Below are 25,387 nucleotides of genomic sequence, written 5' to 3'. Positions count from 1 at the left end.
ACGGCTATTGTGGTACTTAAAAAACTCCACAAGGACTGGATATAACAGTTTAGATAGAAAAAGGTAAAGGTGGCTTATGGAAGGCTTTCAACTCGATGACCTATTTGGTCTGGATACTACCTCAACAACCAAATCTCGTTCGAAACCAGTGAAGCGTAAGTGGCGAGAAATTGAAGAAATGAACGATAGACGCACTTTACTCAAGGAACTGCGTGAACTCGATGTCTGCAACGACATCACTCTGGATGACATCAAACTATAATTTGTACAAAAGGCACCTCGAAGGTGCCTTTTGTCTTTTATGGATACCAAAAAAATGGGAGGATTTTGAGTCTGACTCTATTGGCATAACACCAATTCTTACCTGTTGAGAATTTCCCTCAGTTTTTACTCATAGCATTAGCCAAACAATTTCCCAGAGATTCCCACTGGATAAGAAAATGACGAAACAAACCCTGCTTACGCAATCGTTTACTTCGCCATTTTTATGATTTAGACAAACTCAGCGTCACTCTGACGTACTCGATCGGCGAGCTGCTTGTAGCGATCGGCAATCGTATTACCAAACACTGGGTCGTCTTCATTCTCATGCCATAAACTTTCAACGTACTGCCAATCTTCAGAAGTAAAGAGCTCTTCAATTAGAGGTAAGATTTGGCGCTCTTCCAGCTCAAGGTGGCGTTTTTGGGTCACAATGAAATCTTCTAACTGTGCAATAAACATGTCTTGTGGGACAACTGCATCCTGAAGGATCATCTCTATTAACATCGAAAACGCTTTGGTTTTCTCCGCTAACTCTTGATGCTCAAGCTCTAAGTTTTCCATGGTCTTTTGCTGACCGTAGTGTTCCAGAAAATAGTGGTAGAGAATGTCTTCTTTAGGGTGGTGAATCTTTTCCGAATGGTTAGAGAGGTAATCCACAATTTCACTCACCAACGCATAGTTGATAGCGTGCTCTTGTTTAATCTCATTCAATTTGTGGCGCAGTATCGCCAACAGACGGACCATATAGCCGTGTTCGCGTCGAATTCTTTCGATCATCATAGCGTCTCTCCTTAACACCTACTTTTAATAAGTGTATATGAGAAAGCCAATACCTGACTCGACGGTGTTCAAAAAAACAGCGATCGTAGTGTCACGATCGCTGTACTATTTTTTCTTTCTTTATATTAAGAGGAAAAGTGGGCTTTATACCGTCATTGGCAAATGCCAATTGATCACTTCTTTCCCTTGCTGAACAAGAATCTGGTTTGCTTGTGAGAATGGCTTACTGCCAAAAAATCCTCGGTGAGCAGATAATGGTGACGGGTGCGGAGCCGTTAACACGTGATGTTTATTACGGTCGATAAAACGCCCTTTTTTCTGCGCGTGTGACCCCCATAACAAGAACACCACACCTTCTTGATGCTGGTTAATGGCTTCAATAACGCGGTCAGTAAACGTTTCCCAGCCAGTTTTCGAATGCGAGTGCGCTTTACCCTGCTCTACCGTCAATACAGTATTCAGTAGCAACACCCCTTGCTCTGCCCAACTTTGCAAAAAGCCATGCTGAGGAATTTGGAAACCTTCAATATCCTGCGCCAGCTCTTTGTACATGTTCACCAAAGACGGCGGGGTTTTGATGCCAGGTAATACAGAGAAGCACAAACCATGTGCTTGGTTAGGGCCGTGGTAAGGGTCTTGTCCTAGAATCACAACCTTAACGTCATTGAACTCGGTAAAACGAAACGCGTTGAACACGTCTTTGGCTGGCGGATAGATAGCTTTGCCCGCCGCTCGCTCTGCTTCAACAAAATTCAAAGTGTCGACAAAGTAGCTCTGCTGTTTTTCTTCGCCGATTACATCGTGCCAAGTGGGTAACTGATTCATGGAAGGTTCCTATCCTAAAGTTTCCCTCTATTCTAACGAGCGAAACCAAAACAAACAAAAACTTACCACCAGCTTGAGACGGCTTCTCAAAAACAGATACGCGAACTGTCTGCGTTGACCGGTGCGACACCTAATACAGCCTGAGATAACTAGAACTAGTACCGCTAATTGCGCTGCGGCGTTCGATAGTGCCCCTGCCCTGATATATGGCGATTTGGGGTTGGTAAACGTAATACTCGTCGAGTGTGTGTCACTGGGCTCAAAGAAACTGGTCGAGACATGCTGTCATCCTCCTAACTAGCTTCGCCTAAATACCACTCAGGATTCAGGCATTTAAAACAAGCGCGAATGGCTCATGTATCTAGCTAAGAAAGAAGGATGCCAACTTCGCTGTTTCGTTACGAATTAGCGATCTCTTCGATATGGAATTTGCGCAAAGTATTGATTTCTTGCTGCCAAATATCGGGATCAATTGTCTCTAAAATCAGAGGTATACCATCAAAGCTCGGATCTTTAGCGATGTACTCAAAACAACTCCAACCGATCTCGCCTTTACCTAATGAATGATGGCGGTCAACCTTGCTAGCGAATTCAACTTTTGAATCATTTAGATGCATTGCTCTTAAATAGTGCATCCCAACAATACGATCGAATTCAGCAAAGGTATGCTCACAATCCTCTTTAGTACGCAGATCGTAGCCGGCGGTAAACGTGTGGCAAGTATCGAGACATACGCCAACACGCTCTTTGTTTTCCACTTGATCGATGATTTCAGCAAGGTGCTCAAACTTCCAACCTAGGTTTGTCCCCTGACCAGCTGTGTTCTCAATCACAGCGATCACATTGGGCACCGCTTTGTGCGCAAGATTGATCGACTCGGCGATCGTCGCTAAGCACTCTTGTTCCGACACTTTCTTTAGATGACTGCCAGGATGGAAATTCAGCAGCGTTAACCCAAGTTGATTACAACGCTCCATCTCATCAATAAACGCCGCGCGGGATTTATTCAGCTTTTCTTCTTCCGGCGCACCTAAGTTAATCAGATAAGAATCATGGGGAAGAATATGCTCTGCGCCAAAGCCAAGCATTTTGCAGTTCGCTTTGAATGCGCTAATGGTTTTCTCTTCAAGCGGCTTCGCAACCCACTGACGTTGGTTCTTGGTAAACAAAGCAAATGCATTCGCACCAATTTCGCGAGCGCGAAGAGGCGCTTGGTCAACACCGCCCGCAGCCGAGACATGAGCACCAATAAATTTGTTTCCAAACGTGTTTTTTATGTTTGTCATTTAATCACTTTAGACTTTCAGTATGGCTACCTAAATACAGGCAGTTGCGTTAGCAAGGTTAAGTTTTGAGCTCATTTTGTAGTAAATTTACAACAAAATGAGCTATTAAATATTTTTTATATTATCAAATAAATTGTAAATAGTATGTTTTCAAACGTTTTATTGATTTAGCGCAAGAAAATTACCTTCAAAAAATTAAGGTTTTTGGTTGTTTTTTGACTTAAATCAATATTAAAATAATGGATATTCGCTATATAATACTTAGCTCGACAAAAATTCGAAAATTAACACCAATAATCACCACGTAAGTGGTCTAGGAGATAGTGATGATCCAAGGTATCCAAATTACTAAAGCAGCTAACGACGAACTACTAAACTCAATCTGGCTACTAGATAGCGAGAAGAACGAAGCGCGTTGTGTTGCTGCAGCATCAACTTACGAAGCAGACCAAGTTATCGCAATCAGCGACCTAGGTGACTACGAAAGCCGCGAAGTAGCAATCGAAACAGCTCCTCGCATTGAAGGCGGTCAACACCTAAACGTGAACGTTCTTAAGCGTGAAACTCTAGAAGATGCAGTTGCACACCCAGAGAACTACCCACAGCTAACTATCCGTGTTTCTGGTTACGCAGTACGTTTCAACTCGCTAACTCCAGAACAACAACGTGATGTAATCGCTCGTACTTTTACTGAGTCTCTATAATCTCTCAGTAGACTAGCTTGCTAGAATTTAAAAAGCTTGGTCAGCAATGACCAAGCTTTTTTTGTTTCTGGATCCTTCGAGTCCCCTCCGATAGTGGCGAACGCATCTTTCTAAGGTGCGTTTCTTTGCGAAGGATCTTTCTTGAACGCTTGTGCCAACGAGGTTGGATCAAGCCTCTCTCTTTGCAATGACGCCCCTTCTGCCCACCAAATCAGTTGATGCAAAGTGCGATTCATATAGCTATCCCACTGCGCCTGCTCCGACTCATCCGCAACAACACCGTGCTCATCAAACACCTCTTGTGCTTTCGGAATATGGATCATTGCCGACACAGGCAAGCATCCCAACTCAGATAAGAAAGTGCGCATCGACACTGCTGCACGAGCGCCACCCCATTGTCCTGCAGAATAGGTCACGATAGCACTTGGCTTATAGGAAAACAGCGAGCTGCCAAAGTGATTAAGCATGTTTGCCAAAGCAGGACTCATCGAATGATTGTATTCCGGGCTAACCATCACATACCCGTCAGCATGTTTGATTTTATCTGCCAACTCGCTGAGGTGCTCCGGCACTTTTGAGCGGTGATAAGCAAACTCGGGCTTAAACACATCACCAAAGTCGTAGTTCAATGGGTCAATGATTTCGACCGTATGTTGTGAGTGCTGACTCGCGATAAGTTTTTCACACGCTCTACTGACTCGCATTCCTAAGCGCGCTGGTCGTGGTGGCGTGCTGTCTCTCACTGAGCCAAGAAAAATCAAAAAATGCATGCTGCTCTTTCCATCTCATGTAGTTAAGTTCGTTTTTCAATCTTAAAGAGAGTTAAAACTTACTAGCAATAAAAAAGGTGAATGATTGCTCATTCACCTCTCGTTATTTCTGTTTTTGCTACTGACTGTACTTTTGAAGCTTACTGCACGCGGCGCAGTACTTGTTTCAATGCGTCAAAGTCAGCGTCGAGATCTTCCGATAGGAGCTCCATCGCAGCGTGCTTCGCTAGTGGTGCAGGAAGGTCGATGTCGGATTCTAGAATATCATCCACAACTTCTTTGAACTTCGCTGGGTGAGCAGTACATAGGAACAGACCTGTTTCCCCCTCTTGCAGCTGCTCTTCAAGAACGCGGTAAGCAATCGCACCGTGTGGCTCACATAGGTAGCCAAGTGCGTATAGGTCTTTCACCGACTGAGCGCTTTGCTCATCAGACACTGCACCTTTACCTAGCGTCTCCAAGCCCCACTCTTTCACGCGGCATAGCTCTTCGATACGAGGCCAGTTGTTTGGTTGGCTCACGTCCATTGCGTTCGATGTTGTTGCAACTGTTGGTTTCGGCGCCCACTGACCCGTTTCTAGGTAACGTGGCACAGTGTCATTGGCATTCGTTGCAGCGATGAAGCGCTTAATAGGCAGACCCAGTGCTTTTGCCAGTAGACCAGCAGTTAGGTTACCGAAGTTACCGCTTGGTACTGATACAACTAGGTTTTCACGCTCTTGTTTGCTCATTTGCGCAGCTGCTTCAAAGTAGTAACAGATTTGCGCCATCAAACGGCTGATATTGATTGAGTTTGCAGAGTTAAGACCGATCTCTTCACGCAGTGCAGAATCATCAAAAGCTTGCTTAACCAGAGCCTGACACGCATCGAAGTCTCCATCGATCGCGACAGTATGGATGTTCTTACCAAGCGTACAGAATAGCTTCTCTTGCAGTGGGCTGATTTTGCCTTTCGGGTACAGAATCACAACGTTGATATCTTCCATACCGTAGAAAGCGTGCGCAACGGCTGCGCCAGTATCGCCAGAAGTTGCCGTTAGGATAGTGATCTTGCCTCCGTCCGAAACTGCAGCAAGAGATTGCGCCATAAAGCGACCACCAAAGTCTTTAAACGCAAGCGTTGGACCATGGAAAAGCTCCAGAGCGTAAACACCATCTTTTACTTGGTTGATTGGCGCTGGGAATTGGAATGCAGCGTCAACCAATGCGTTAACTTGCTCTTCCGCCAGCTCATCGCCAATCAGTGCTGATAGGATTTTCGTACTACGAGAGACAAAGTCCTCTGCCAGCAGAGCATCAACATCTTCAAATTTTGGTAATTCCGATGGGAAAAATAGACCTTGGTTACGGCCTAATCCTTGGCGAACGGCTTGGCCAAAGGAAACTTGTTCATCATTTTCTTTTATATTGTAAAGCTTCATAGCTCACTTCCTGTTACTTTCGAACCCTGCTTATCTAAACGACAAACGTGGACGAATCCTTCTTCGTTTTGTACGTAGTTCTGTTCTAACCAGCGAGCAACTCGCTCAGCGACATCTTTCTCTTTGCAAATACTGAACAGTGTCGGACCACTGCCAGAAATACCGGTTGCCAATGCACCCGCAGACGCTGCGTATTGACGTGCATTTGCAAAACCCGGAAGCAGTTTCTCACGATACGGTTCTGCGATCACGTCTTTGATCATTTTTGCAGCAAGTTCTGGCTGACCAGAATGACACGCATGAATAAAGCCCGCAAGATGACGACCATGAGCAATGATATCTTGTCGGCGGTATTGAGATGGTAGGATCTCACGCGCTTCTGCTGTTGATACTTTGATACCCGGATATGCCATCACCCAGTACCAATCGTCAAAGCAAGGCACTTCTTGGCTGATGATACCCAACTCTTCAAGCATCAATTGCACACCGCCAAGGTAACACGGCGCGACGTTGTCGTAGTGAATACCACCAGAGATCTTGCCTTCCATTTCTCCCATCAGCGCCAGTAACTCTGTCTCGTCAAGCGGCTGTCCATGGAATCGGTTCAATGCATCTAATGCCGCAACGATAGAACATGCGCTTGAGCCTAAACCAGAGCCGATTGGCATGTTCTTTTCTAACGTCATCTCAAGTGGTTTGAGCTCGACGCCTTTTTTGTCTAGCTCACGAGCAAACACCACCCAACAATCGTAAACGATGTTCTCTTTGGGCTCGGTTGGCAGCTTCTCAACAAAATCACCCGCCGCCTTTAGGCTGAACGGCTCAGCCCCAGACTTAACCAATACTCGGTCACCCAATAGTGTGCCATCGACTGGAGACACCGCCGCCCCCAGAACGTCGAAACCTACGCTTACATTACCAATTGATGCTGGGGCATAAACCACTACATCCATATCACTTGAACTCATTGTCGTTATACCCCTAGCTTCCAACCTAAAGTACGCATCACATCCGAGAATACGCCAGCAGCCGTAACCTCAGTACCCGCACCGTAACCACGCAATACCAGTGGAATTGGTTGGTAGTAGCGGCTGTAGAATGCCAGTGCGTTTTCACCATCTTTGATCTTAAACATCGGGTCATTTTCATCGACTGCTGCAATGCTTACTGTGCATTTACCATCAACAATTTCACCCACGTAGCGCAGTACTTTGCCTTCTTCTGCCGCTTTAGCTGACAGCTCTTTAAAGTAGGCGTCCGCTTCTGGTAAGCGCTCCATAAACTCTTCAACACTGCCTGAGTCGTCAAAACCTGGTGGCAGAGCTTGATCAACCACAACGTCTTCTAGTTCTAGAGACATGCCAGCTTCACGAGCAAGGATAAGTAGCTTACGCGCCACATCCATACCCGATAGATCGTCACGAGGATCCGGTTCAGTAAAGCCATTTTGCTTGGCGATGTTGGTTGCTTCACTTAGGCTCATACCTTCATCTAACTTACCGAAGATGTATGACAGAGAGCCAGAAAGGATACCGCTGAAGCGCTCTAGTTCATCACCCGCTGAGATTAGGTTTTGTAGGTTTTCGATCACCGGTAGACCTGCGCCTACGGTTGTTTCGTACATCAGCTTGCGGCGAGAGCTGCGCGCAACATCGCGAAGCTGATGGTAGTAAGACATGCTGGCTGTGTTTGCTTTCTTGTTTGGTGTAACTACGTGGAAACCAGCCGCTAAGAAGTCAGCGTATTGGTTCGCGATATCTTCACTTGAAGTACAGTCCACCAATACTGGGTTGATGATGTGGTTACGTTGAACCAAAGAAATCAAACGCGCTAGGCTGAACTCTTCTGTCGCTGCCGACATACGGTCACGCCAATGCTCTAGTGGCAGACCTTCGCTATCAAGTAGAAGACCTTTACTGTTTGCCAAGCCACACACGCGAATCACGATACCTTTTTCCGCAAGCTTGGCTTGTTGACGCTCGATCTGATCCACCAGCTCACCACCAACGCCGCCAATACCAACCACGAATACGTCTAGGAAGTGCTTAGAGTTGAATAGATTCTCGTGACACGCTTTGATCGCTTCAGAGATTTTGTCTTCAGGAATCACGGCAGAGATAGCACGCTCAGACGAGCCCTGTGCGATAGCTACAATGTTTACGTTCACTTCAGCAAGAGATGAGAAGAAGCGAGATGCAACACCGCGTGATGTACGCATACCGTCACCCACAAGTGTCACAATAGAAACATCATCAATGAACTCGACTGGTTCAAGTAGACCGTCTTTTAGTTCAAGTTCAAACGCATCCGCCAATACTTGTTGTGCTTTTGCTTTGTCTTGCGCTTCGATACAGAAGCTGATGCTGTACTCAGAAGAAGATTGAGTGATCAGAACGATAGACACACCTGCTGATGACATTGCGCCAAATACTCGACTTGCCATGCCAACCATACCCTTCATACCCGGGCCAGACACGTTAACCATCGTTAGGTCGTTCAGCGTCGTGATGCCTTTGATAGCGAGGTTATCTTCGCCAGTGTCTTGACCAATCAGCGTACCCGCACCTTGTGGGTTAAAGCTGTTTTTGATCAGACAAGGAATATGGAATTGTGCGATTGGTGCGATGGTTTTCGGGTGCAGAACAGAAGCACCGAAGTAAGAAAGCTCCATCGCTTCTTGGTAGCTAAGCGATTTAAGCAGACGAGCATCTTCTACTAAGCGAGGGTCACAGTTGTACACGCCATCAACGTCTGTCCAGATTTCACAGCAATCTGCGCGCAGACACGCCGCAAGAACCGCTGCTGAGTAGTCTGAACCATTACGACCTAGTGTAACTAGTTCACCTTTCTCGTTACCTGCGGTAAAGCCCGGCATAATATTCACATGGCCCTGAGGAAGAGGGTTCTGACGGAAGTTCTGAGTTGAAACTTCAACATCGACCATGGCTTCTAGGTGATCGCCTTTTGCGTAGAGGTATTCAACTGGGTCGATAAGATGCGCTGGTTGCCCTTTCGCTTCCAATACCGCTTTCATCAGCTGAATCGAAACGCGTTCACCTTTACTAATGATGCGTGCATTGACGTTGTTTGGGCACATGCCAAGAAGATTGATGCCATGAACGAACTGGCGAAGTTGAGAAAGTGAGGTTTTAACTTGGTTATCGAAAGCTGCACCATCGATGTTTGGTAATACAACTTGGATATCTGCAAACAGAGCTTTGAAAGAAGCTTCCAGCTCATTGATTTGCAGTTCAGCTTCACCATTGCGAAGCGCACCTTCAATCACCGCTACCAGCTTGTTGGTTGTTTTGCCAGGTGCAGAAAGTACCACTGCGACTTCTTCTTGTTGTGCGTTGTTGGCGATGATATCCGCCGCTCTCAAAAAGCGATCTGCATCTGCTAATGATGAGCCGCCAAACTTTAATACTCGCATCCCTTCCTCCGATGTATCTTCTTAAATCTGTCTAAATTCTGTATAAAAAAGCATAAAAAAAGGCCTGTATCTTGTTGGATACAGGCCTTCTTTGTGAATTTCTTTCGCTCAGCAGCCTGCCCCAACATTGGTCGTGTTGGTAATAATAATGGTTGTGGTCATTACTACTTGGCTGTGAGATGTCATAAATAAATATTCAACGATAATTATGTGTTTGCTTAACTCTACGTTTACCGAGTTTCGTAAACAGAGTCAACAAAAAATTGTTTATTTTCCGGCCTTGCAGAGATTTCTGCTACGCAATGTCATTGATATTTCAAAGTAATTACAAGGATTTACCGTTACAGCGGTTTGGGTTACTTTTTTGTGCACAGTTCTTAACTCACTAAAAACCAAATCATCGAATGATCCTTGAGCCGATCTTAAACGCTGAGCACAAGATCAAAATGCCATCCTTTACTGACATTACTTAACAAACACTTAACCGTGATCAATGTTCATAGGATCGAATTAAACAGAAAATAAATGAGCTGGATTTCATATTCTATGCTTTAATAGTGAGAAGCTTTTAGCACATACTAATAACAAAGTTAGACACAAGGAGTGGTCAACATGAAAAAATGGATTTTTCTGTTACTGTTCGTTGTGCCTGGCATTTCTGTCGCCAGTGATCTTCCGCCTTTACCGGGCAAAACTTCCTCGTCTCCACACAAACTTTTCATTTCGAGTGAAAACTACCAAACCGACAGCTTTGACGTCTGGAATATCGATGGTGGGTACGCGTATGAGCTCTTTGATTCTGTCGATCTTTACGTGGGTGCTCGCGTCAATAACTCTCCAACTCAGAATCAGAGCGGCTTTTTAAGTGGTATCAGCTATCACGTGAACGATCGCGTAACGGTGAAAAGTACGGTGCGTTCTTACAAAGGCGAAACGACAGAAGGCATACGTGAAGAAGACAGTAGCCTTGCCGCAGAAGTATCGAGCCGCGTGAAAATCACCGAGAACTTGGATCTTCACGCCACTTTGGATTATCAAGACTGGCAACAAGGCTTTGAAGTAGGCCTAGGTTTCCGCTTCTAAAAATCCAACGCCTCTTTCGAAGTTAATACCCCATTCCAATCCGCATACACATAATGCTTAGGTTGTACGATCTGGTTTTGCATGGTCAATGTCACGTTGACTTCTCCCATGCCACGCTTCTCAGTTTTAAACGGGCATGTACCCAATGCTTGAATACCGATGTCCATCTGTGACATCTGCGCCACATCACGAACCGCACCGTAAACGATGATCCCTTCCCATCCATTTTCGATACCAAGAATCGCCAATTGATCGCCAAGCAAAGCTTTTTGACAAGAGCCGTGTCCATCCACGATCAGCACTTTTCCTGTGCCGTCTTCACTCAGTACTTCACGTACTTTGGAATTATCGTGGTAGCAGCGCACAGTGACAATTTCGCCGTGAAAGGCACTGCGTTGACCAAAGTTCTGCAATGGTAAGCTCAGCAGGGTAACTTGGTCCTCAAATTGGTCACAAATGTCTGGTGTTATGTCTCTCATAGTTCCTCCGTGAATTGTCTCATCCGAACCAACGCCCAGGTGAGTAGTATCCTTCTATACGAGTCGCGGTGTTATCGACCCTAGCTTGTGCATCACCTCAGGAGCGGAACAAGCAATCAAATAAAGTTCGTCATCAATAACGTAGTAAATCGCGTTCTGCTGGAACTGATTGGCCAACTCTACCGCCGCTTGTGGGGTTAACTCCGCAGCGTAACTTTCTTCCAACCACTCAAATGCCTGATCGCCTACCGTGACAGGCACGTACTTTACGTGGTTTAATTGTTTCTCGAGCTTATGAGTACTTATGCAATTCTCTTCTTTTGACCGCAAATTACTGTAAGGGTTCCAAGCAGTTATCACTGCGTAGCTGGTAACCTGCCATTCAGCATGAAAACGGAAGAAAGACTTTGAATAAGCATTCCATAACGATGCGTCTATGTTCGTATTACTTTTTTCTATCATAACTCTTAAACGATTAATAACAGTTACATTTCATCAATTGATGTAAATCAACAAACTGAATGGAATTAACATTTGAGCATTGTTAGCATGCTGTTAACAATATAAAATCCGCTCCATATCTTAGGGTGTTTACGTTTCAGGCCCCATAAATACTGGAATTGAAAGGTAAACAAGCCCTATAGAATAAACGTCGCCATTGGATACTGGTGAGTTGGCAAAATTCCAAGGAGGGCGGATAACTGAAAGAAGTGTTTTTTTGATCAACTTGATTTATTATCAAAATCACATTACCTGTATGTTATATTTTTGCCTAGAATTTATTCTATTAGCACAATTTTGTCACAAATTTAGGTACCGCCAATGCAAACCCCGCAGATTCTTATCGTTGAAGATGAGCAAGTAACTCGTAACACTCTTAAGAGTATTTTTGAAGCAGAGGGATACGCTGTTTTTGAAGCCAGTGACGGTGAAGAGATGCACCAAGTGTTGTCTGAAAATTCAATCAACTTGGTTATTATGGACATTAATCTTCCAGGCAAGAATGGTCTCCTTCTAGCACGTGAACTTCGCGAGCAAGCGAACATCGCTCTGATGTTCCTAACTGGTCGTGACAATGAAGTAGACAAGATCCTAGGTCTTGAAATTGGTGCTGATGACTACATCACTAAACCATTTAACCCACGTGAACTGACTATCCGTGCGCGCAACCTGCTAAGCCGCTCTATGAGCACTAACGCTGTACAGGAAGAGAAACGCTCGGTAGAAAAATACGAGTTCAACGGTTGGGTGCTAGACATCAACAGCCGCTCGCTAGTGAGCCCAGCTGGTGATAGCTACAAACTGCCTCGTTCTGAGTTCCGTGCTCTACTGCACTTCTGTGAGAACCCAGGTAAGATTCAAACTCGTGCTGATCTTCTTAAGAAGATGACTGGCCGTGAGCTTAAGCCACACGACCGTACTGTAGACGTAACTATCCGTCGCATTCGTAAGCACTTTGAATCAGTATCAGGTACACCTGAAATCATCGCGACAATTCACGGTGAAGGCTACCGCTTCTGTGGCGATCTAGAAGACTAATCTGCCTCAGTAAAAAACAATAAGGGCTTGCTCCATGAGCAAGCCCTTTTTCTATCTGTAAACGAGCAAATAGTACAAAACCGTAATTAGTACAAACCTAGCGATTAGTACACCTTGTCGATTCGGATGCCTTTTTCGACTAACCAACCTTTCTTACCTGCGTCATCCAACAACAGTGCTAAATCGACCGACTTCTCCATATCCGCTTCAATTTGCCATACAAACGCCACTTCCCACTGATTTTCGCTGTGAGTACGCAGTTCGAGCAGATCACCATCGATTTCCCACTCAGAGTCACCCTGCTTGATGATCAACGAATCAACGGTCAAGTTTGCTGGAAGTTCTTTATCAGCCTTCAAGTACAGTGCGCCGTGCACGTTCTGTTCTTGAACTTCGCCAATGGTTGGCATTAGATTTACCCACAGATTGCTTTTCAGTTCAACATTCACCTTGTTCATGGTGATTTGACTGTCCTCTTGCCAACCAACCTGAGGAGCAGAACTACAACCCGCCAGAAGCGCCATTGCCAGTGCTGCCGATGCAAATTTCTTCATGTTATTTCCTCTGTTCCAACCAACTTTTCAAGACTTGAATATCGTTTTGATACTCGTTTTTAATTTCTTCGACCCAATCAGAGATGTTCTCCCACCATGCTGGCATGTCTGGAGACTGCGCTTTTTGAGCAACGCTTTGAATGTGTTTAAGACCAATGGAGCCCGCCGCACCTTTGATCTTGTGAGCTTCGGAGACAATGCCATCTTGGTCTTTGGCCGTCATATTTGAGTCGAGCACTTCAATATAATCCGGCATCATGTCTTCGAACATCTTGATGCTATCGTACACAGGCTTCACGCCCACGATATCCACGTATGACTCTAGCATATCCAAATCAAGCAAATGGGTATTGATGACTGGTGATGGGGTAGGTGTAACATCCTCAACCACTTCAGGCTCGATAACGACTTCTTCTTGGCTTTCAATACGATTAACGAAGAACTTATCAATCACTGCCTGCATTGCCTGAACCGCAAGCGGTTTGCTGATGGCATCGTCCATACCATTATCTAGATACTCGCGACGATCTTTCATGACGTTAGCCGTCAAGGCCACCAGCGGCGGCAGATTGTCGTAGTGCTCGCGATAGTACTTGGCGACATCAAAACCCGTCATGTCAGGCAATTGAATATCAAGCAGTGCTAAATCATATTCATCCGGTACAAAGTTCACTAGCGCCTCTTGGCCTGTCATTGCAACGGTCACGGTATGCCCTAAACTCTCAAGCAGTGACTTAGCAACGGTGACGTTCAACTCAATGTCTTCCACCATAAAGATATTCAGGCGCACGTTATCGCGTTTTGCATCGACAACCGGCTCTGCGAGCTCAACAATTGGGACGTGAATGGACACGGTGAAGGTACTGCCAAAGCCTTCTTCACTCGCTACGGTAATATCACCGTCCATCATGTTGATCAGCTGCTTAGAAACTGCCAAACCAATACCAGTGCCAACCGCATGCAGGTTATCTTTGCCAGATTTCACTTGGTAGTACATAGCGAAGATCTTATCCAACTCTTCGTCTGGAATACCGATGCCAGTATCTTCCACTTCCATGATGATGGTCGCGTAATCGTCTTCTACATCTGCACTCACCGTCATCACTACGCCACCTTCTTTAGTGAACTTCATGGCATTGCTAACGAGGTTCCAAATCACCTGACGCAGGCGGGTCGCATCCACTTCAATCGCTTTTGGCAACGAGCTCAGACGCTCTAGATCGAAGCGCAACCCTTTTTGCTCAGCCATCAGAGCCGAGATACTTTCGATTTCAGCGACGAAGTCTTCAAAGTTCAATGGGGCTGGTAACAGCTCCAACTTACGACGGTCGAACTTGTCCATATCGATGATGTCGTTGAAGATGTTGCCCAAAGTAATGGCACTAACATTGATGGTTTGCATGTGCTTACGCTGCTCTTCAGTCAACTGACTATCAAGCAACATACGGCTCAAGCCAACGATGCCGTTTAATGGCGTACGCAGCTCATGACTGATCGTAGAGATAAACGTGGTTTTGTCACGGCTGGCTTTTTCTAGTGATTCTTCGTGGCGTTTACGCTCAGTGATATCACGACCGAAACCAACCAGACCAAGATGGCGGCCATCTTTGCTGTAGAACGGCACCTTGCGCAGTTCAAAGTAATGCTTACGCCCGTCAGGGTATTCCAGCCATTGTTCGTAAGTAATAGCTTGATTGTCGGCAAAAACTTTTTGGTCGGTATCGACGATATGCTCCGCCACTTCTTTGCTGTAGACATCCCATGGGCTCAAGCCGACTAACTGGTGCTCTTTCTTACCAGTTAGCTCTTCCATCGCGCGGTTACAGCCAGAGAAAACACCGTCAGCGTTACGGTAGTAAATCAAGTCAGGAGATGCATCGATAAAAGAACGCAATAGTGCCGTACGCTCGGCAAGCTCAAGCTGAGTGCGTTCACGTTGGAAAACTTCGTTCTCAAGATCTTGCATCGCTTCTTCGCGAGCTTCTTCTGCTTTAATGCGCTCTTCAATCTCTTGGTTGAGCTTCTCAATGTTCTGCTGTAGCTGGAAGTTTAGCTCTTGGTCACGAGAACGCATGTCTTTAAGCTTAGATACCAACTTGGTTAGTCTTTGACGTGACTCTTCTAGTTGATCGACTACCACAGATAGGAAGTACACCGCCCAAGGGGTGATCAACAAACCAAAGAACACTGAACGGACAATATCAATATCGTCGACATTGCCTTTCAGCGCTAAGGTAATCCCCACTTGCACCACAACAGCCAATGCCACCAACGCCAGCGCCAGCAATATCGAGAAACGGACAATCCCCAGTTTGACCAATAGGTCAACATAGTACTGGGCGAGATTTTTCATGGGCTTCATTCACTACTCCACGGAACAAGCTAGATATCGAACCCTGACAAAATGAAAAGCGAAACCGCTGAGCGAAGAAGCAACAACGATTTACCTATTTGAAAGACACACGGATGGAGTAGCGGTGTTTCAGGGCTCATCAACGCCTCATCCTATGTGCTTGCAGTTTAACGTGTTTAATACGGTGATTTAAACAGCCTACTCTCAACTTAGAGCAAGCGGTCACAAAGCGTTAGTAAGAACTTGGATGAACACTGGTGCAATCACGGCCATCAGCCTTGGCTTGGTAAAGCGCACTGTCTGCCATTGCAACGCCCATTTCTGGCTCATCACCATGATGAGGAACATAAGCGACGAAACCGATACTGACTGTCAGTCGGTCCGATGTATTTGAACTGCGATGTTCGACCGCCAGTTCGTGAATTTGCTCATGGATGCGCTGTGCGACTTTCAGCGCCCCCTCCGTCGTTGTATTAGGTAAAATGAAAGCGAACTCTTCACCACCGTAACGCGCCACGCAGTCAGAAGATCGGCTCGCGACTTGTTGGAATACCGCAGCCACCTTCACTAAGGCTTCATCACCTTGCTGGTGACCATAACAATCGTTGTAATCTTTGAAGAAGTCGATATCACATAGCATGATAGTCAGTGGTAACTTCTCACGAATATGGTGGTACCAAAGGGTATGCAGTTGCTCATCGAAACGACGACGGTTGGCCACTTGAGTTAAGCTGTCTGAGAAGCTGAGTTTCTCTAGTTCTAAATTCGCTTCTTCAAGTTTCTGCTCAGCAAGATAACGCTCTGAAATATCACGTGCCATGATCAACACGCCATTGGTGCCAGAGGCTTTATCTTTGAACGGCGATTTCACCACATCAAACCATGTGTAGTAACCATCGGTGCTGCTCACTTTATCGATGTATCGAATTGGCTGAGTTTGTTGTAAAGCCTGTAGGTCACTCGCTTCTAAGCGGATATAGATATCCTCAGGAATGACATCTTGCAGGCGCTTACCAATCAAATCTCCCACATCGGAAATGCCGAGAGCATTAACAAAGGGTTTATTACAAGCTTGGTAAACCATGTTCTCATTGAAGATACCGATTGAGTCCGGGCTGGCATCCAGAATGGTTTGTAAGATGGTATCGCGCTGTGCCAAAGCGACTTCGGTATCTTTACGGCGCTCCATCTCATCACGTAGGTTCTGCTGCATCTTGTGCCATTCAGTGACATCATGGCTGATAGACAAGGTGCCAATCATCTCTCCACTCTGAGAGACTAACGAACTCTGATTAACTTCAAGCAAACAACTTCGTCCTTGAGGGTCTGTCGTCCAACGACGCTCACTTTTTCTTGTCGCGATCGGGCTAATGTTTGCAGAGCAGGCTTCTTCTCTCCGCCCCTCCCAGAAAAGATCAAACGCTCGGTTAGTTGTTAACACTTTACCCTGCTGATCTTGTAAGCAAATCAACTCAGATAGAGAATCGATCGCAGAGCGAGCAATGCCTAATTTTTCTAGCTCTTTCTGCTGCTCTTGAAGTGTCGCTTGATAAGGTTGAGCGTAGATAATCCAGACTCGATGACCACGCAGTACACTCTTTTTACCAGACAGTTCAACTTTGACGTTTTCTGTTTCAGATAACCGCCAATCAAATAATTGATGGCGGAAATGGCGGCTGGAAAAGCTATCGAGTAGCGCCACCAGCTCTTCAGTGTGAAAAGAGGCAGGATAAAGAAAGCCAGACCCTAATGCGCGGATGCCAAGTAATTGCATCGCAGGATCGTTAGAAAGCAGTAATTGACCATGACTTGCGTCGAGTACAAGTACGGGGTAAGGAGAGTCAGTAACGAGGTGTTTTAAAGCGGATTGGAATCGCAGATAGATCAGCGTAACAGTGATTACACATACCACAGAGAGCAGGACCACAAATCCGTAGTCGCCCTGCCCATCCCAGAGCCAATTGAGTAACTGATCCATTTTTCCGACCTTTAAAGCAAATCGGGAGAAATATAACAGTTCTTAATCGATCATTCTGCCTTTAATTCTGGTTTGCTATAGATGAAAGCATCACCAGTTAAGCTACCTTGTGCGCCCTCTCGGTCCAATGCGCGACCAATTTCGGTCATCGCGAGCCAACGGTTCTCACACCACAGTGGTGATAGCAAGGTTGGACGACGCGCCGCAGAAGAAACACGATGATAAATCACCTCTTTTGGCGTCATGCGGATCATTTCACTGGCGATAGCCACATACTCTTCAAGCTCAGGCGCTTCTAGCTTTCCAGCACGCCACGCTTTTGCCATAGTACTGCCTTCGACAATATGTAGACCGTGAAGCTTGATGCCGTCAGTACCGACTTCGAGCACTTTACGCAGTGTTTCAACATTGTCGTCGCGTGTCTCTTTCGGCAAACCAACGATCAGGTGAGTACACACTTTGATACCAAGTGCACGAGCACGCTTGGTGATTTCTGCGTAGCACTCAAAATCATGACCGCGGTTGATACGCTTGAGGGTGCCATTGTTGGCCGTTTGAAGACCTAGCTCTAGCCAAATCTCATAACCTTGATTCACGTAATCCGACAGCAGATCTAGTACCGAATCAGGAACGCAATCAGGACGAGTGCCCACACAAAGGCCGACGATATCAGCCGCCTTGAGGGCTTCTTCGTACATGTTTTTAAGAACTTGTACTTCTGCATAGGTACTGGTGTACGCCTGAAAATAAGCCAGATACTTCTTCGCTCGATGGATCTCTCCAGCACGATCTTTCAATTGCTCGTGAATGCTTTTGATCTGAACTTCTTCGTCAGCAAATGAAGCCACATTACAAAATGTACAACCACCTCGGCCAATCGTGCCGTCGCGGTTTGGGCAGCTAAAGCCACCATGTAAAGTCAGCTTATGGACTTTTTCGCCGTAACGACGCTGAAGATCTTGGCCTAATGTGTTGACCAACTCATGTAACTGCATAGATTCTCACCAATAGTAAACCGTAATAAATCTCACTACGATTCATGTAAATAAATTACATCCCTGCAAGAAAAAACAAATAATTCTAGTCAATTCAAACAAACAGGTAGCGGTGTGAAATCAATAAAACTGCATAAAACCACCCCAAAACCCGCAATGTTGCGCAAATGTTAAACAAAAAGTGAATATTTAAACGAAAAAATTGGGTCACAAAAGCGACTTTTCGTTGCATTCTCAAGTCACAAAATTGTAGGATACTTACACAACCCCGTTGTTTTTGTGACTTTTATTACAACAATAACTGCGGGAATTGTCGGCGATACCCCGATCCCACCTATATAAGTCACTAAATTGTGGCAATAAATAAAGGGATATCACCAAGGATTGTTTTTCTCGCAAAATTTTTCCTGCGAGATACGGAAAGGAATCAAGACTGGTCAACCTCGGCCAGTGGCGAATCATAAATATAAAGGACAAGACGCAAAGAGCGCACCTAAGGCAGTCGAGATCTGTCCGGGATTCTTGCGTCGACATTGAACTGGAAGGATGTATCTATGGTAGATAGAGAGCAAAATTCACAGGGTCTGTACACTCCGGAGCTGGAGCATGACGCTTGTGGTATCGGTTTTGTTGCTCACCTTAAAAACCGTAAATCTCATGAAGTAGTGACTCAAGCATTGGATATGCTGGCTCGCATGGAACACCGTGGTGGTCAAGGTTGTGACCCGTGCAGCGGTGACGGTGCGGGTATCTTGCTACAAAAACCTCATGAATTCCTATTAGAAGAAGCCGTTAAGTTAGGCATTAAACTGCCTTCGTTTGAAAAGTATGGTGTTGGTGTCGTTCTTTTCCCGAAAGACGAATACAAACGCGAGCAATGCCGTGACATTCTAGAACGTAACGCACAACGTCTAGATCTTGAAGTTATCGGCTACCGTGTATTGCCAACCGACAACTCAATGATCGGTGCAGACCCACTAAGCACAGAACCTCAGTTTGAGCATGTGTTTATCTCTGGTGGCCCTGGCATCACACCTGAAGAACTAGAGCGCAAACTGTACGTACTTCGTAACTACACTGTACGTGTTTGCCTAGAAAGCGTCTCGAACATTAGTGACGACTTCTACATTAACTCCATGTCTTACAAGACATTGGTGTACAAAGGTCAGTTAACGACCGAGCAAGTACCTCAGTACTTCCTTGATCTACAAAACCCGACCATGGTGACCGCACTGGCACTGGTACACTCTCGCTTCTCTACCAATACCTTCCCGAAATGGCGTCTTGCACAGCCTTTCCGTTACATTGCCCACAACGGTGAAATCAATACAGTTCGCGGTAACTTGAACTGGATGAAAGCCCGTGAGGCAATCCTAGAATCAGACCTGTTTACTCAGGCTGAAATCGACATGCTTCTTCCAATCTGTCAGGAAGGCAGCTCGGATTCATCTAACTTTGACATGGCACTTGAGCTCCTAGTTCTTTCTGGTCGCAGCCTGCCACACGCATTGATGATGATGATTCCGGAAGCATGGCAAGAAAACAAAAACATGGATCCTAAGCGTCGCGCATTCTATCAGTACCACGCGAACATCATGGAACCATGGGATGGTCCTGCTTCAGTATGTTTTACTGATGGTGTTCAAGTTGGTGCGACACTAGACCGTAACGGTCTGCGCCCTTCTCGCTACACAGTGACCAAAGACAACTTCCTAGTAATGGCATCTGAATCTGGTGTTGTGGATATTGAACCAGAGAACGTAGAGTTCCGCGGTCGTCTACAACCAGGTCGTATCTTCGTTGCAGACCTAGAGCAAGGTCGCATCATCTCTGATGAAGAAGTGAAAGACACCATCGCAACGGCGCAGCCTTACGAGAAGTGGGTAGAAGAAAACCTGCTGAGCTTGAAGAAGCTACCAGATGCGAGCAACCAGTTCAGTCAACCTTCTCCAGAGCGTTTGCTACACCGTCAACAAGCTTTCGGTGTGAGCACTGAAGAAGTGAACGAAATCATCGTTCCAATGGCGAATGATGCGAAAGAGCCATTATCAGCAATGGGTGCTGACTGGCCTCTTGCGGTTCTCTCTCATCAGTCTCAGCACCTTTCAAACTACTTCAAGCAGCTGTTTGCACAGGTAACTAACCCACCGATCGACCCGATCCGTGAGCGTATGGTTATGTCGCTGAACACTTACTTGGGTAAAGACCAAAACCTTCTGACTGAAACACCACTTCACTGTCAGAAAGTAGAATTGGAATCACCTGTTCTGGCGAACTCAGAGCTTGAAAAACTGCGTGCGATCGATAACGAGCACCTACAAGCGAAGACGCTGGATATCGTATTCCAAGCCAATGAAGATCAAGGCAAGCTTGAGCGAGCACTAAAACGTATCTGCCAATACGCAGAAGACGCGGTTATCGATGGTTACTCAATCATCCTTCTAACTGACCGTGCAGTGAACTCAAACCACGCGGCGATCCCTGCAATGCTGGCAGTTGGCGCAGTGCACCACCACTTGATCCGTAAAGGTCTACGCGCGAAGTGTGACATCGTGGTTGAAACCGGTGACGCGCGTGAAACGCACCACTTTGCAACACTACTTGGTTACGGTGCGAATGCGGTTAACCCTTACCTAGTGATTGAAACCATTATTGAACTTCAACGTACTAAGAAGTTGGATCCAGAAGCGAACCCTCGCGATCTGTTCAACAACTACCGTAAAGCGATCAATGGCGGTCTTCTGAAGATCTTCTCGAAGATGGGTATCTCAACGCTACAGTCGTACCATGGTGCGCAAATCTTCGAAGCGTTGGGCATCCACAAATCAGTGGTAGACAAATACTTCACAGGTACCGTTTCTCGTATCCAAGGTCTAACCCTTGATGATATCGCCAAAGAAGTGCTGATCCGTCACCGCATCGGTTACCCACAACGCGAAATCCCAATTCAAATGCTGGATGTTGGTGGTGTTTACCAATGGAAACAGCGTGGTGAGAAGCACCTATTCAACCCAGAGACTATTTCTCTACTGCAAGAGTCTACGCGTAACAAGAACTACGATCAGTTCAAGCAATACGCGACTGCTGTAGATAAGCAAGGTGACAACGCGGTAACCCTGCGTAGCCAACTTGAGTTCATTAAGAACCCTGCCGGTTCTATCTCTATCGACGAAGTCGAGCCAATTGAAAGCATCGTGAAACGCTTCGCGACAGGTGCAATGTCATTCGGTTCTATTTCTTACGAAGCACACTCCACACTAGCTGTTGCGATGAACCGTCTTGGCGCGAAATCGAACTCTGGTGAAGGTGGTGAAGACCCAATGCGTTTCGAGCGCAAAGAGAACGGCGATTGGGAACGCTCTGCAATCAAGCAGGTGGCTTCAGGTCGTTTCGGCGTAACCTCTTACTACCTAACTAACGCTGAAGAGCTGCAAATCAAAATGGCTCAAGGTGCGAAGCCAGGTGAAGGTGGTCAGCTACCAGGCGATAAAGTGGATGATTGGATCGGTGCAACACGTCACTCTACTCCGGGCGTTGGCCTTATCTCGCCACCGCCACACCACGATATCTACTCAATCGAAGATTTGGCTCAGCTTATCTACGACTTGAAGAACGCGAACCGCGCGGGCCGTGTAAACGTGAAGCTGGTATCGGAAGCAGGCGTAGGTACGATCGCTTCTGGTGTAGCGAAAGCGAAAGCGGACGTTGTACTCATCGCAGGTTTTGATGGTGGTACTGGTGCATCCCCAATGTCTTCAATCCGTCATACCGGTCTTCCTTGGGAACTTGGCTTGGCTGAAACGCACCAAACGCTTCTGAAGAACGGTCTGCGTAACCGTATCGTGGTTCAAGCGGATGGTCAGATGAAGACACCTCGCGACCTAGCAGTGGCAACACTACTTGGTGCAGAAGAATGGGGCGTGGCAACCGCAGCATTGGTGGTTGAAGGTTGTATCATGATGCGTAAGTGTCATAAGAACACCTGTCCTGTTGGTATCGCGACTCAAAACAAGACACTTCGTGAGCGCTTTGATGGTCGCGTAGAAGACGTCGTCACCTTCTTCCAATACATGGCACAAGGTCTACGTGAAATCATGGCTGAACTTGGTTTCCGCACTATCGATGAGATGGTTGGCCAAGGACAAAAACTGAAGATTCGCCAAGACGTTTCTCACTGGAAATACAAGAACCTAGATCTGTCTCCTGTTCTTCACGTTGAGCAACCACGCGAAGCTGATGGTGTATTCAACCAAGCTCAGCAGAACCACAACCTAGAAGAAGTGCTGGACCGCAAGCTGATTCAAGCAGCGATTCCTGCACTCGAGAAAGGCGAAGCGGTGAATGCCGAATTCCCTATCGTCAACACAGACCGCTCTGCAGGTACCATGTTGTCGAACGAAATCTCGAAAGTGTACAAAGATGCGGGTCTACCTCAACCAATGAACGTGAAGTTCAAAGGTTCTGCGGGTCAGTCATTCGGTGCATTCCTCGCTAAGGGCGTGAAGTTTGAAGTGGAAGGCGACGCGAACGACTACTGGGGTAAAGGCTTATCTGGCGGTACCTTAGTACTTTACCCAGACGCGAAATCAAGCATTGTCGCAGAAGACAACATCGTGGTTGGTAACGTGTGTTTCTACGGTGCTACTTCGGGTGAGTCTTTCATTCGCGGTATGGCTGGCGAACGTTTCTGTGTTCGTAACTCAGGCGCGAAAGTAGTAGTAGAAGGCGTTGGTGACCACGGTTGTGAATACATGACGGGCGGTGCAGCCATCATCCTTGGTTCAACAGGTCGTAACTTTGCCGCAGGTATGAGTGGCGGCGTGGCTTACGTATGGGATAAATCAGGTGACTTTGAGTCAAAACTGAACCCAGAGCTAGTAGACCTAGATCCAATCGAGCAAGAAGACAGAGATCTATTACTCGACATGCTAACTAAGCATGTTCAATTCACAGGAAGTGAAGTCGCTCAGTCTTTCCTAGACAACTTTGAAGCAAGCCTAGCCTCTATGGTTAAGGTAATGCCGCGTGACTACAAAGCGGTTCTTCAAAAGCGTAAAGCTGAAGCACAGTCTCAAGGAAACGAAACTCAAGTGGAGGCCGTATAATGGGTAAGCCTACTGGATTTTTAGAGCATGGTCGTGAACTACCACAGAAGATCGACCCAGCTGAACGCATCAAGAACAACAAAGAGTTCGTTCTGAACGAGGAGTTTGGTGACAAGATCAATACTCAGGCTTCTCGTTGTATGGATTGCGGTGTGCCGTTTTGTCATAACGGCTGCCCTATCGGTAACATCATCCCAGAGTTTAACGATGCGGTTTATCGTGATAGCTGGGAAGAAGCATGGAACATTCTAAGCTCAACCAATAACTTCCCAGAGTTCACTGGTCGTGTTTGCCCTGCTCCGTGTGAAAGTGCTTGTGTACTTGGCATCAACCAAGACCCAATCACCATCTGTAATATCGAGAAAACCATCGTAGAAACGGCGTATCGTGAAGGGTACGCCAAACCAAAAACACCACGCTCTCGCACAGGTAAAACTGTTGCGATCATCGGTTCGGGCCCTGCTGGCCTTGCGGCTGCTGAGCAGCTAAACAGCGCCGGTCATACTGTGACAGTATTCGAGCGAGACGAGAAAGTGGGCGGTCTGCTGCGTTTTGGTATCCCAGACTTCAAACTGGGTATGGATGTGATTGATCGTAAGATCAACCTAATGGCAGAAGCGGGTATTGAATTCAAAGTTAACCAACATGTTGGTGTTGATGTGAACGCTCAGCAGCTGCGTCAAGAATTCGATGTGGTTCTACTAACGGGTGGTTCAACCGTTCCTCGTGATTTGCCAGTTCCGGGTCGTGAACTAAAAGGCGTTCACTTCGCAATGGAATTCCTAGGTCAAAACAACCGCCGTGCCAACAACATGGATCTTAAGGGTGAAGAACTTCACGCCGCGGATAAACATGTTGTCGTTATCGGTGGTGGTGATACGGGTTCTGACTGTGTAGGTACATCAAACCGCCACGGTGCAGCAAGCATCACTCAGGTTGAAATCATGCCGATTCCACCAGAGAAACGTCCTGCCAATATGCCATGGCCACAGTACCCGATGATCCTACGTACTTCGACGTCTCATGAGGAAGGTGTTGATCGTCACTGGAATATCCTAACCAAAGAGTTCATCGGCAATGACAAAGGTGAAGTTACAGGCCTTCGTTTAGCTGATATCGTTTGGCAAGATGCGAAACCAGGCGAGCGTCCAAGCTTCAAAGAAGTTGAAGGTAGCGAGCGTGTGATCCCATGTGATATGGCCTTCCTAGCGATGGGCTTCCTGCATCCAGAACCAACAGGCGTACTTGCTCAACTGGATATCGCGCTAGATGATCGCGGTAACGTAGCAACTCAAGGTTTTGCTACTAACCAAGAAGGTGTATTTGCTGCTGGTGATATGCGAACAGGCCAATCTTTGGTGGTTCGTTGTATCAATGAAGGCCGCGAATGTGCCCGTGCTATCGATGATTACCTAATGGGTGGCACGAACCTAGAAGCAAAAGCAGATTCACTGATGCTTTCAGCTTAAAGGGAGTGCGCTCACTTCCTCTTTTCGGAGCATAAACCCAGCCATCAGTACTATCGATGGCTGGTCGTCAGGAAAGAAAACAGTTCCTTCCAATCTTTTTATTTTGACCAGCATTTTGTGCTGGTCTTTTTTATTCCCTCCAGAATCAAATGTTACTTTTTTGTAACAATCACTTTTCTATCTCACTGTTTTCCTTGAACTATTTCAGCTATTTAAATGGTAAATCGCATATTCACGCGATGATTCACTAATAACTTGACCTTTTTTACAATAAGCTATAGCTTGTGAATTTGGTGAAAATAAAACACACAATTTTTGTTAAGATATTTGACGAATTTTATTGAATAGA

General features: G+C 46.2%; 19 protein-coding genes and 1 other annotated feature. Of the genes, 6 read left to right on the top strand and 13 right to left on the bottom strand.

The genetic code is table 11. The features are described 5' to 3' along the window. The first annotated feature begins 76 nt into the window (after positions 1–76). Positions 77–262: a DUF3545 family protein gene (locus tag KIO97_RS12945; protein WP_005426455.1), complete on the top strand. Its 186-nt coding sequence runs from the start codon at positions 77–79 to the stop codon at positions 260–262. Between the two features lie 230 nt (positions 263–492). On the opposite strand, the gene KIO97_RS12940 is transcribed toward KIO97_RS12945, so the two are convergent. From KIO97_RS12940 to nfo, 3 genes are all read right to left on the bottom strand, one after another. Beyond that, on the bottom strand, positions 493–1,044 hold the full coding sequence (locus tag KIO97_RS12940) for a hemerythrin domain-containing protein (RefSeq protein ID WP_043882983.1): 552 nt from the start codon (positions 1,042–1,044) through the stop codon (positions 493–495). 144 nt (positions 1,045–1,188) lie between these two features. Then, positions 1,189–1,869: a uracil-DNA glycosylase gene (gene ung / locus KIO97_RS12935; RefSeq protein WP_012127020.1), complete on the bottom strand. Its 681-nt coding sequence runs from the start codon at positions 1,867–1,869 to the stop codon at positions 1,189–1,191. A gap of 398 nt (positions 1,870–2,267) precedes the next feature. Beyond that, entirely contained in the window at positions 2,268–3,155 is an 888-nt protein-coding gene (nfo, locus tag KIO97_RS12930) for a deoxyribonuclease IV (protein WP_285382863.1), read from the bottom strand. Between the two features lie 326 nt (positions 3,156–3,481). On the opposite strand from nfo, the gene grcA reads away from it, so the two are divergent. Continuing rightward, positions 3,482–3,859: an autonomous glycyl radical cofactor GrcA gene (gene grcA / locus KIO97_RS12925; RefSeq protein WP_005426458.1), complete on the top strand. Its 378-nt coding sequence runs from the start codon at positions 3,482–3,484 to the stop codon at positions 3,857–3,859. 110 nt (positions 3,860–3,969) lie between these two features. Here the strand turns inward: grcA and KIO97_RS12920 are convergent, their stop codons facing one another. The 4 genes from KIO97_RS12920 to thrA all read right to left on the bottom strand — a co-directional run bounded on the left by KIO97_RS12920 (position 3,970) and on the right by thrA (position 9,483). Continuing rightward, on the bottom strand, positions 3,970–4,629 hold the full coding sequence (locus KIO97_RS12920; RefSeq protein WP_050905352.1) for an NADPH-dependent FMN reductase: 660 nt from the start codon (positions 4,627–4,629) through the stop codon (positions 3,970–3,972). Positions 4,630–4,769: 140 nt separating this feature from the next. Then, positions 4,770–6,050: a threonine synthase gene (gene thrC / locus KIO97_RS12915; RefSeq protein ID WP_005534177.1), complete on the bottom strand. Its 1,281-nt coding sequence runs from the start codon at positions 6,048–6,050 to the stop codon at positions 4,770–4,772. After that, complete coding sequence (thrB, locus tag KIO97_RS12910) at positions 6,047–7,003, bottom strand: homoserine kinase (protein ID WP_285382870.1); 957 nt, start codon at positions 7,001–7,003, stop codon at positions 6,047–6,049. The genes thrC and thrB overlap by 4 nt, the downstream gene beginning before the upstream one ends. 20 nt (positions 7,004–7,023) lie before the next feature. After that, entirely contained in the window at positions 7,024–9,483 is a 2,460-nt protein-coding gene (thrA, locus tag KIO97_RS12905) for a bifunctional aspartate kinase/homoserine dehydrogenase I (RefSeq protein WP_038888975.1), read from the bottom strand. A gap of 53 nt (positions 9,484–9,536) precedes the next feature. Further along, positions 9,537–9,653: a sequence feature (Thr leader region), on the bottom strand. Positions 9,654–10,095: 442 nt separating this feature from the next. On the opposite strand from thrA, the gene KIO97_RS12900 reads away from it, so the two are divergent. Next, complete coding sequence (locus KIO97_RS12900; RefSeq protein WP_285382860.1) at positions 10,096–10,566, top strand: ribonuclease regulator; 471 nt, start codon at positions 10,096–10,098, stop codon at positions 10,564–10,566. Here KIO97_RS12900 and KIO97_RS12895 read toward each other — a convergent pair. Further along, positions 10,563–11,045, bottom strand: coding sequence for a putative 4-hydroxy-4-methyl-2-oxoglutarate aldolase (locus tag KIO97_RS12895; RefSeq protein WP_005426466.1), 483 nt, complete (start codon positions 11,043–11,045; stop codon positions 10,563–10,565). The genes KIO97_RS12900 and KIO97_RS12895 overlap by 4 nt on opposite strands. A gap of 54 nt (positions 11,046–11,099) precedes the next feature. Continuing rightward, complete coding sequence (locus KIO97_RS12890; protein ID WP_285382858.1) at positions 11,100–11,507, bottom strand: DUF3293 domain-containing protein; 408 nt, start codon at positions 11,505–11,507, stop codon at positions 11,100–11,102. 360 nt (positions 11,508–11,867) lie between these two features. Between KIO97_RS12890 and arcA the strand changes: the two genes are divergently transcribed. After that, positions 11,868–12,584 carry a two-component system response regulator ArcA gene (arcA, locus tag KIO97_RS12885; protein WP_005436194.1) on the top strand — a complete coding sequence of 239 codons (717 nt, stop codon included), beginning with the start codon at positions 11,868–11,870 and terminating at the stop codon, positions 12,582–12,584. Positions 12,585–12,688: 104 nt separating this feature from the next. On the opposite strand, the gene KIO97_RS12880 is transcribed toward arcA, so the two are convergent. The 4 genes from KIO97_RS12880 to KIO97_RS12865 all read right to left on the bottom strand — a co-directional run bounded on the left by KIO97_RS12880 (position 12,689) and on the right by KIO97_RS12865 (position 18,464). After that, positions 12,689–13,138, bottom strand: a complete 450-nt coding sequence (locus tag KIO97_RS12880) for a hypothetical protein (protein WP_038888973.1) — start codon at positions 13,136–13,138, stop codon at positions 12,689–12,691. Between the two features lies 1 nt (position 13,139). Beyond that, the gene (gene arcB / locus KIO97_RS12875; protein WP_012127010.1) at positions 13,140–15,500 is read right to left on the bottom strand and encodes an aerobic respiration two-component sensor histidine kinase ArcB; all 2,361 of its coding nucleotides are present in this window, start codon (positions 15,498–15,500) and stop codon (positions 13,140–13,142) included. Between the two features lie 223 nt (positions 15,501–15,723). Beyond that, positions 15,724–17,469: a diguanylate cyclase gene (locus KIO97_RS12870; protein ID WP_045369970.1), complete on the bottom strand. Its 1,746-nt coding sequence runs from the start codon at positions 17,467–17,469 to the stop codon at positions 15,724–15,726. Between the two features lie 50 nt (positions 17,470–17,519). After that, positions 17,520–18,464, bottom strand: a complete 945-nt coding sequence (locus KIO97_RS12865) for a TIGR01212 family radical SAM protein (protein WP_285382855.1) — start codon at positions 18,462–18,464, stop codon at positions 17,520–17,522. Between the two features lie 554 nt (positions 18,465–19,018). Between KIO97_RS12865 and gltB the strand changes: the two genes are divergently transcribed. Next, positions 19,019–23,569 carry a glutamate synthase large subunit gene (gltB, locus tag KIO97_RS12860; RefSeq protein WP_285382853.1) on the top strand — a complete coding sequence of 1,517 codons (4,551 nt, stop codon included), beginning with the start codon at positions 19,019–19,021 and terminating at the stop codon, positions 23,567–23,569. After that, positions 23,569–25,038, top strand: a complete 1,470-nt coding sequence (locus KIO97_RS12855; RefSeq protein ID WP_050905358.1) for a glutamate synthase subunit beta — start codon at positions 23,569–23,571, stop codon at positions 25,036–25,038. Before gltB ends, KIO97_RS12855 begins: the two co-directional genes overlap by 1 nt. Positions 25,039–25,387 lie beyond the last annotated feature (349 nt).

Source organism: Vibrio sp. B181a, assembly GCF_030248375.1.
In the GTDB taxonomy this organism is placed as follows: Bacteria; Pseudomonadota; Gammaproteobacteria; order Enterobacterales; family Vibrionaceae; genus Vibrio; species Vibrio campbellii.
The sequence above is the reverse complement of the archived record's forward strand: the minus strand, read 5'-3'. Positions and strand labels throughout refer to the sequence as shown.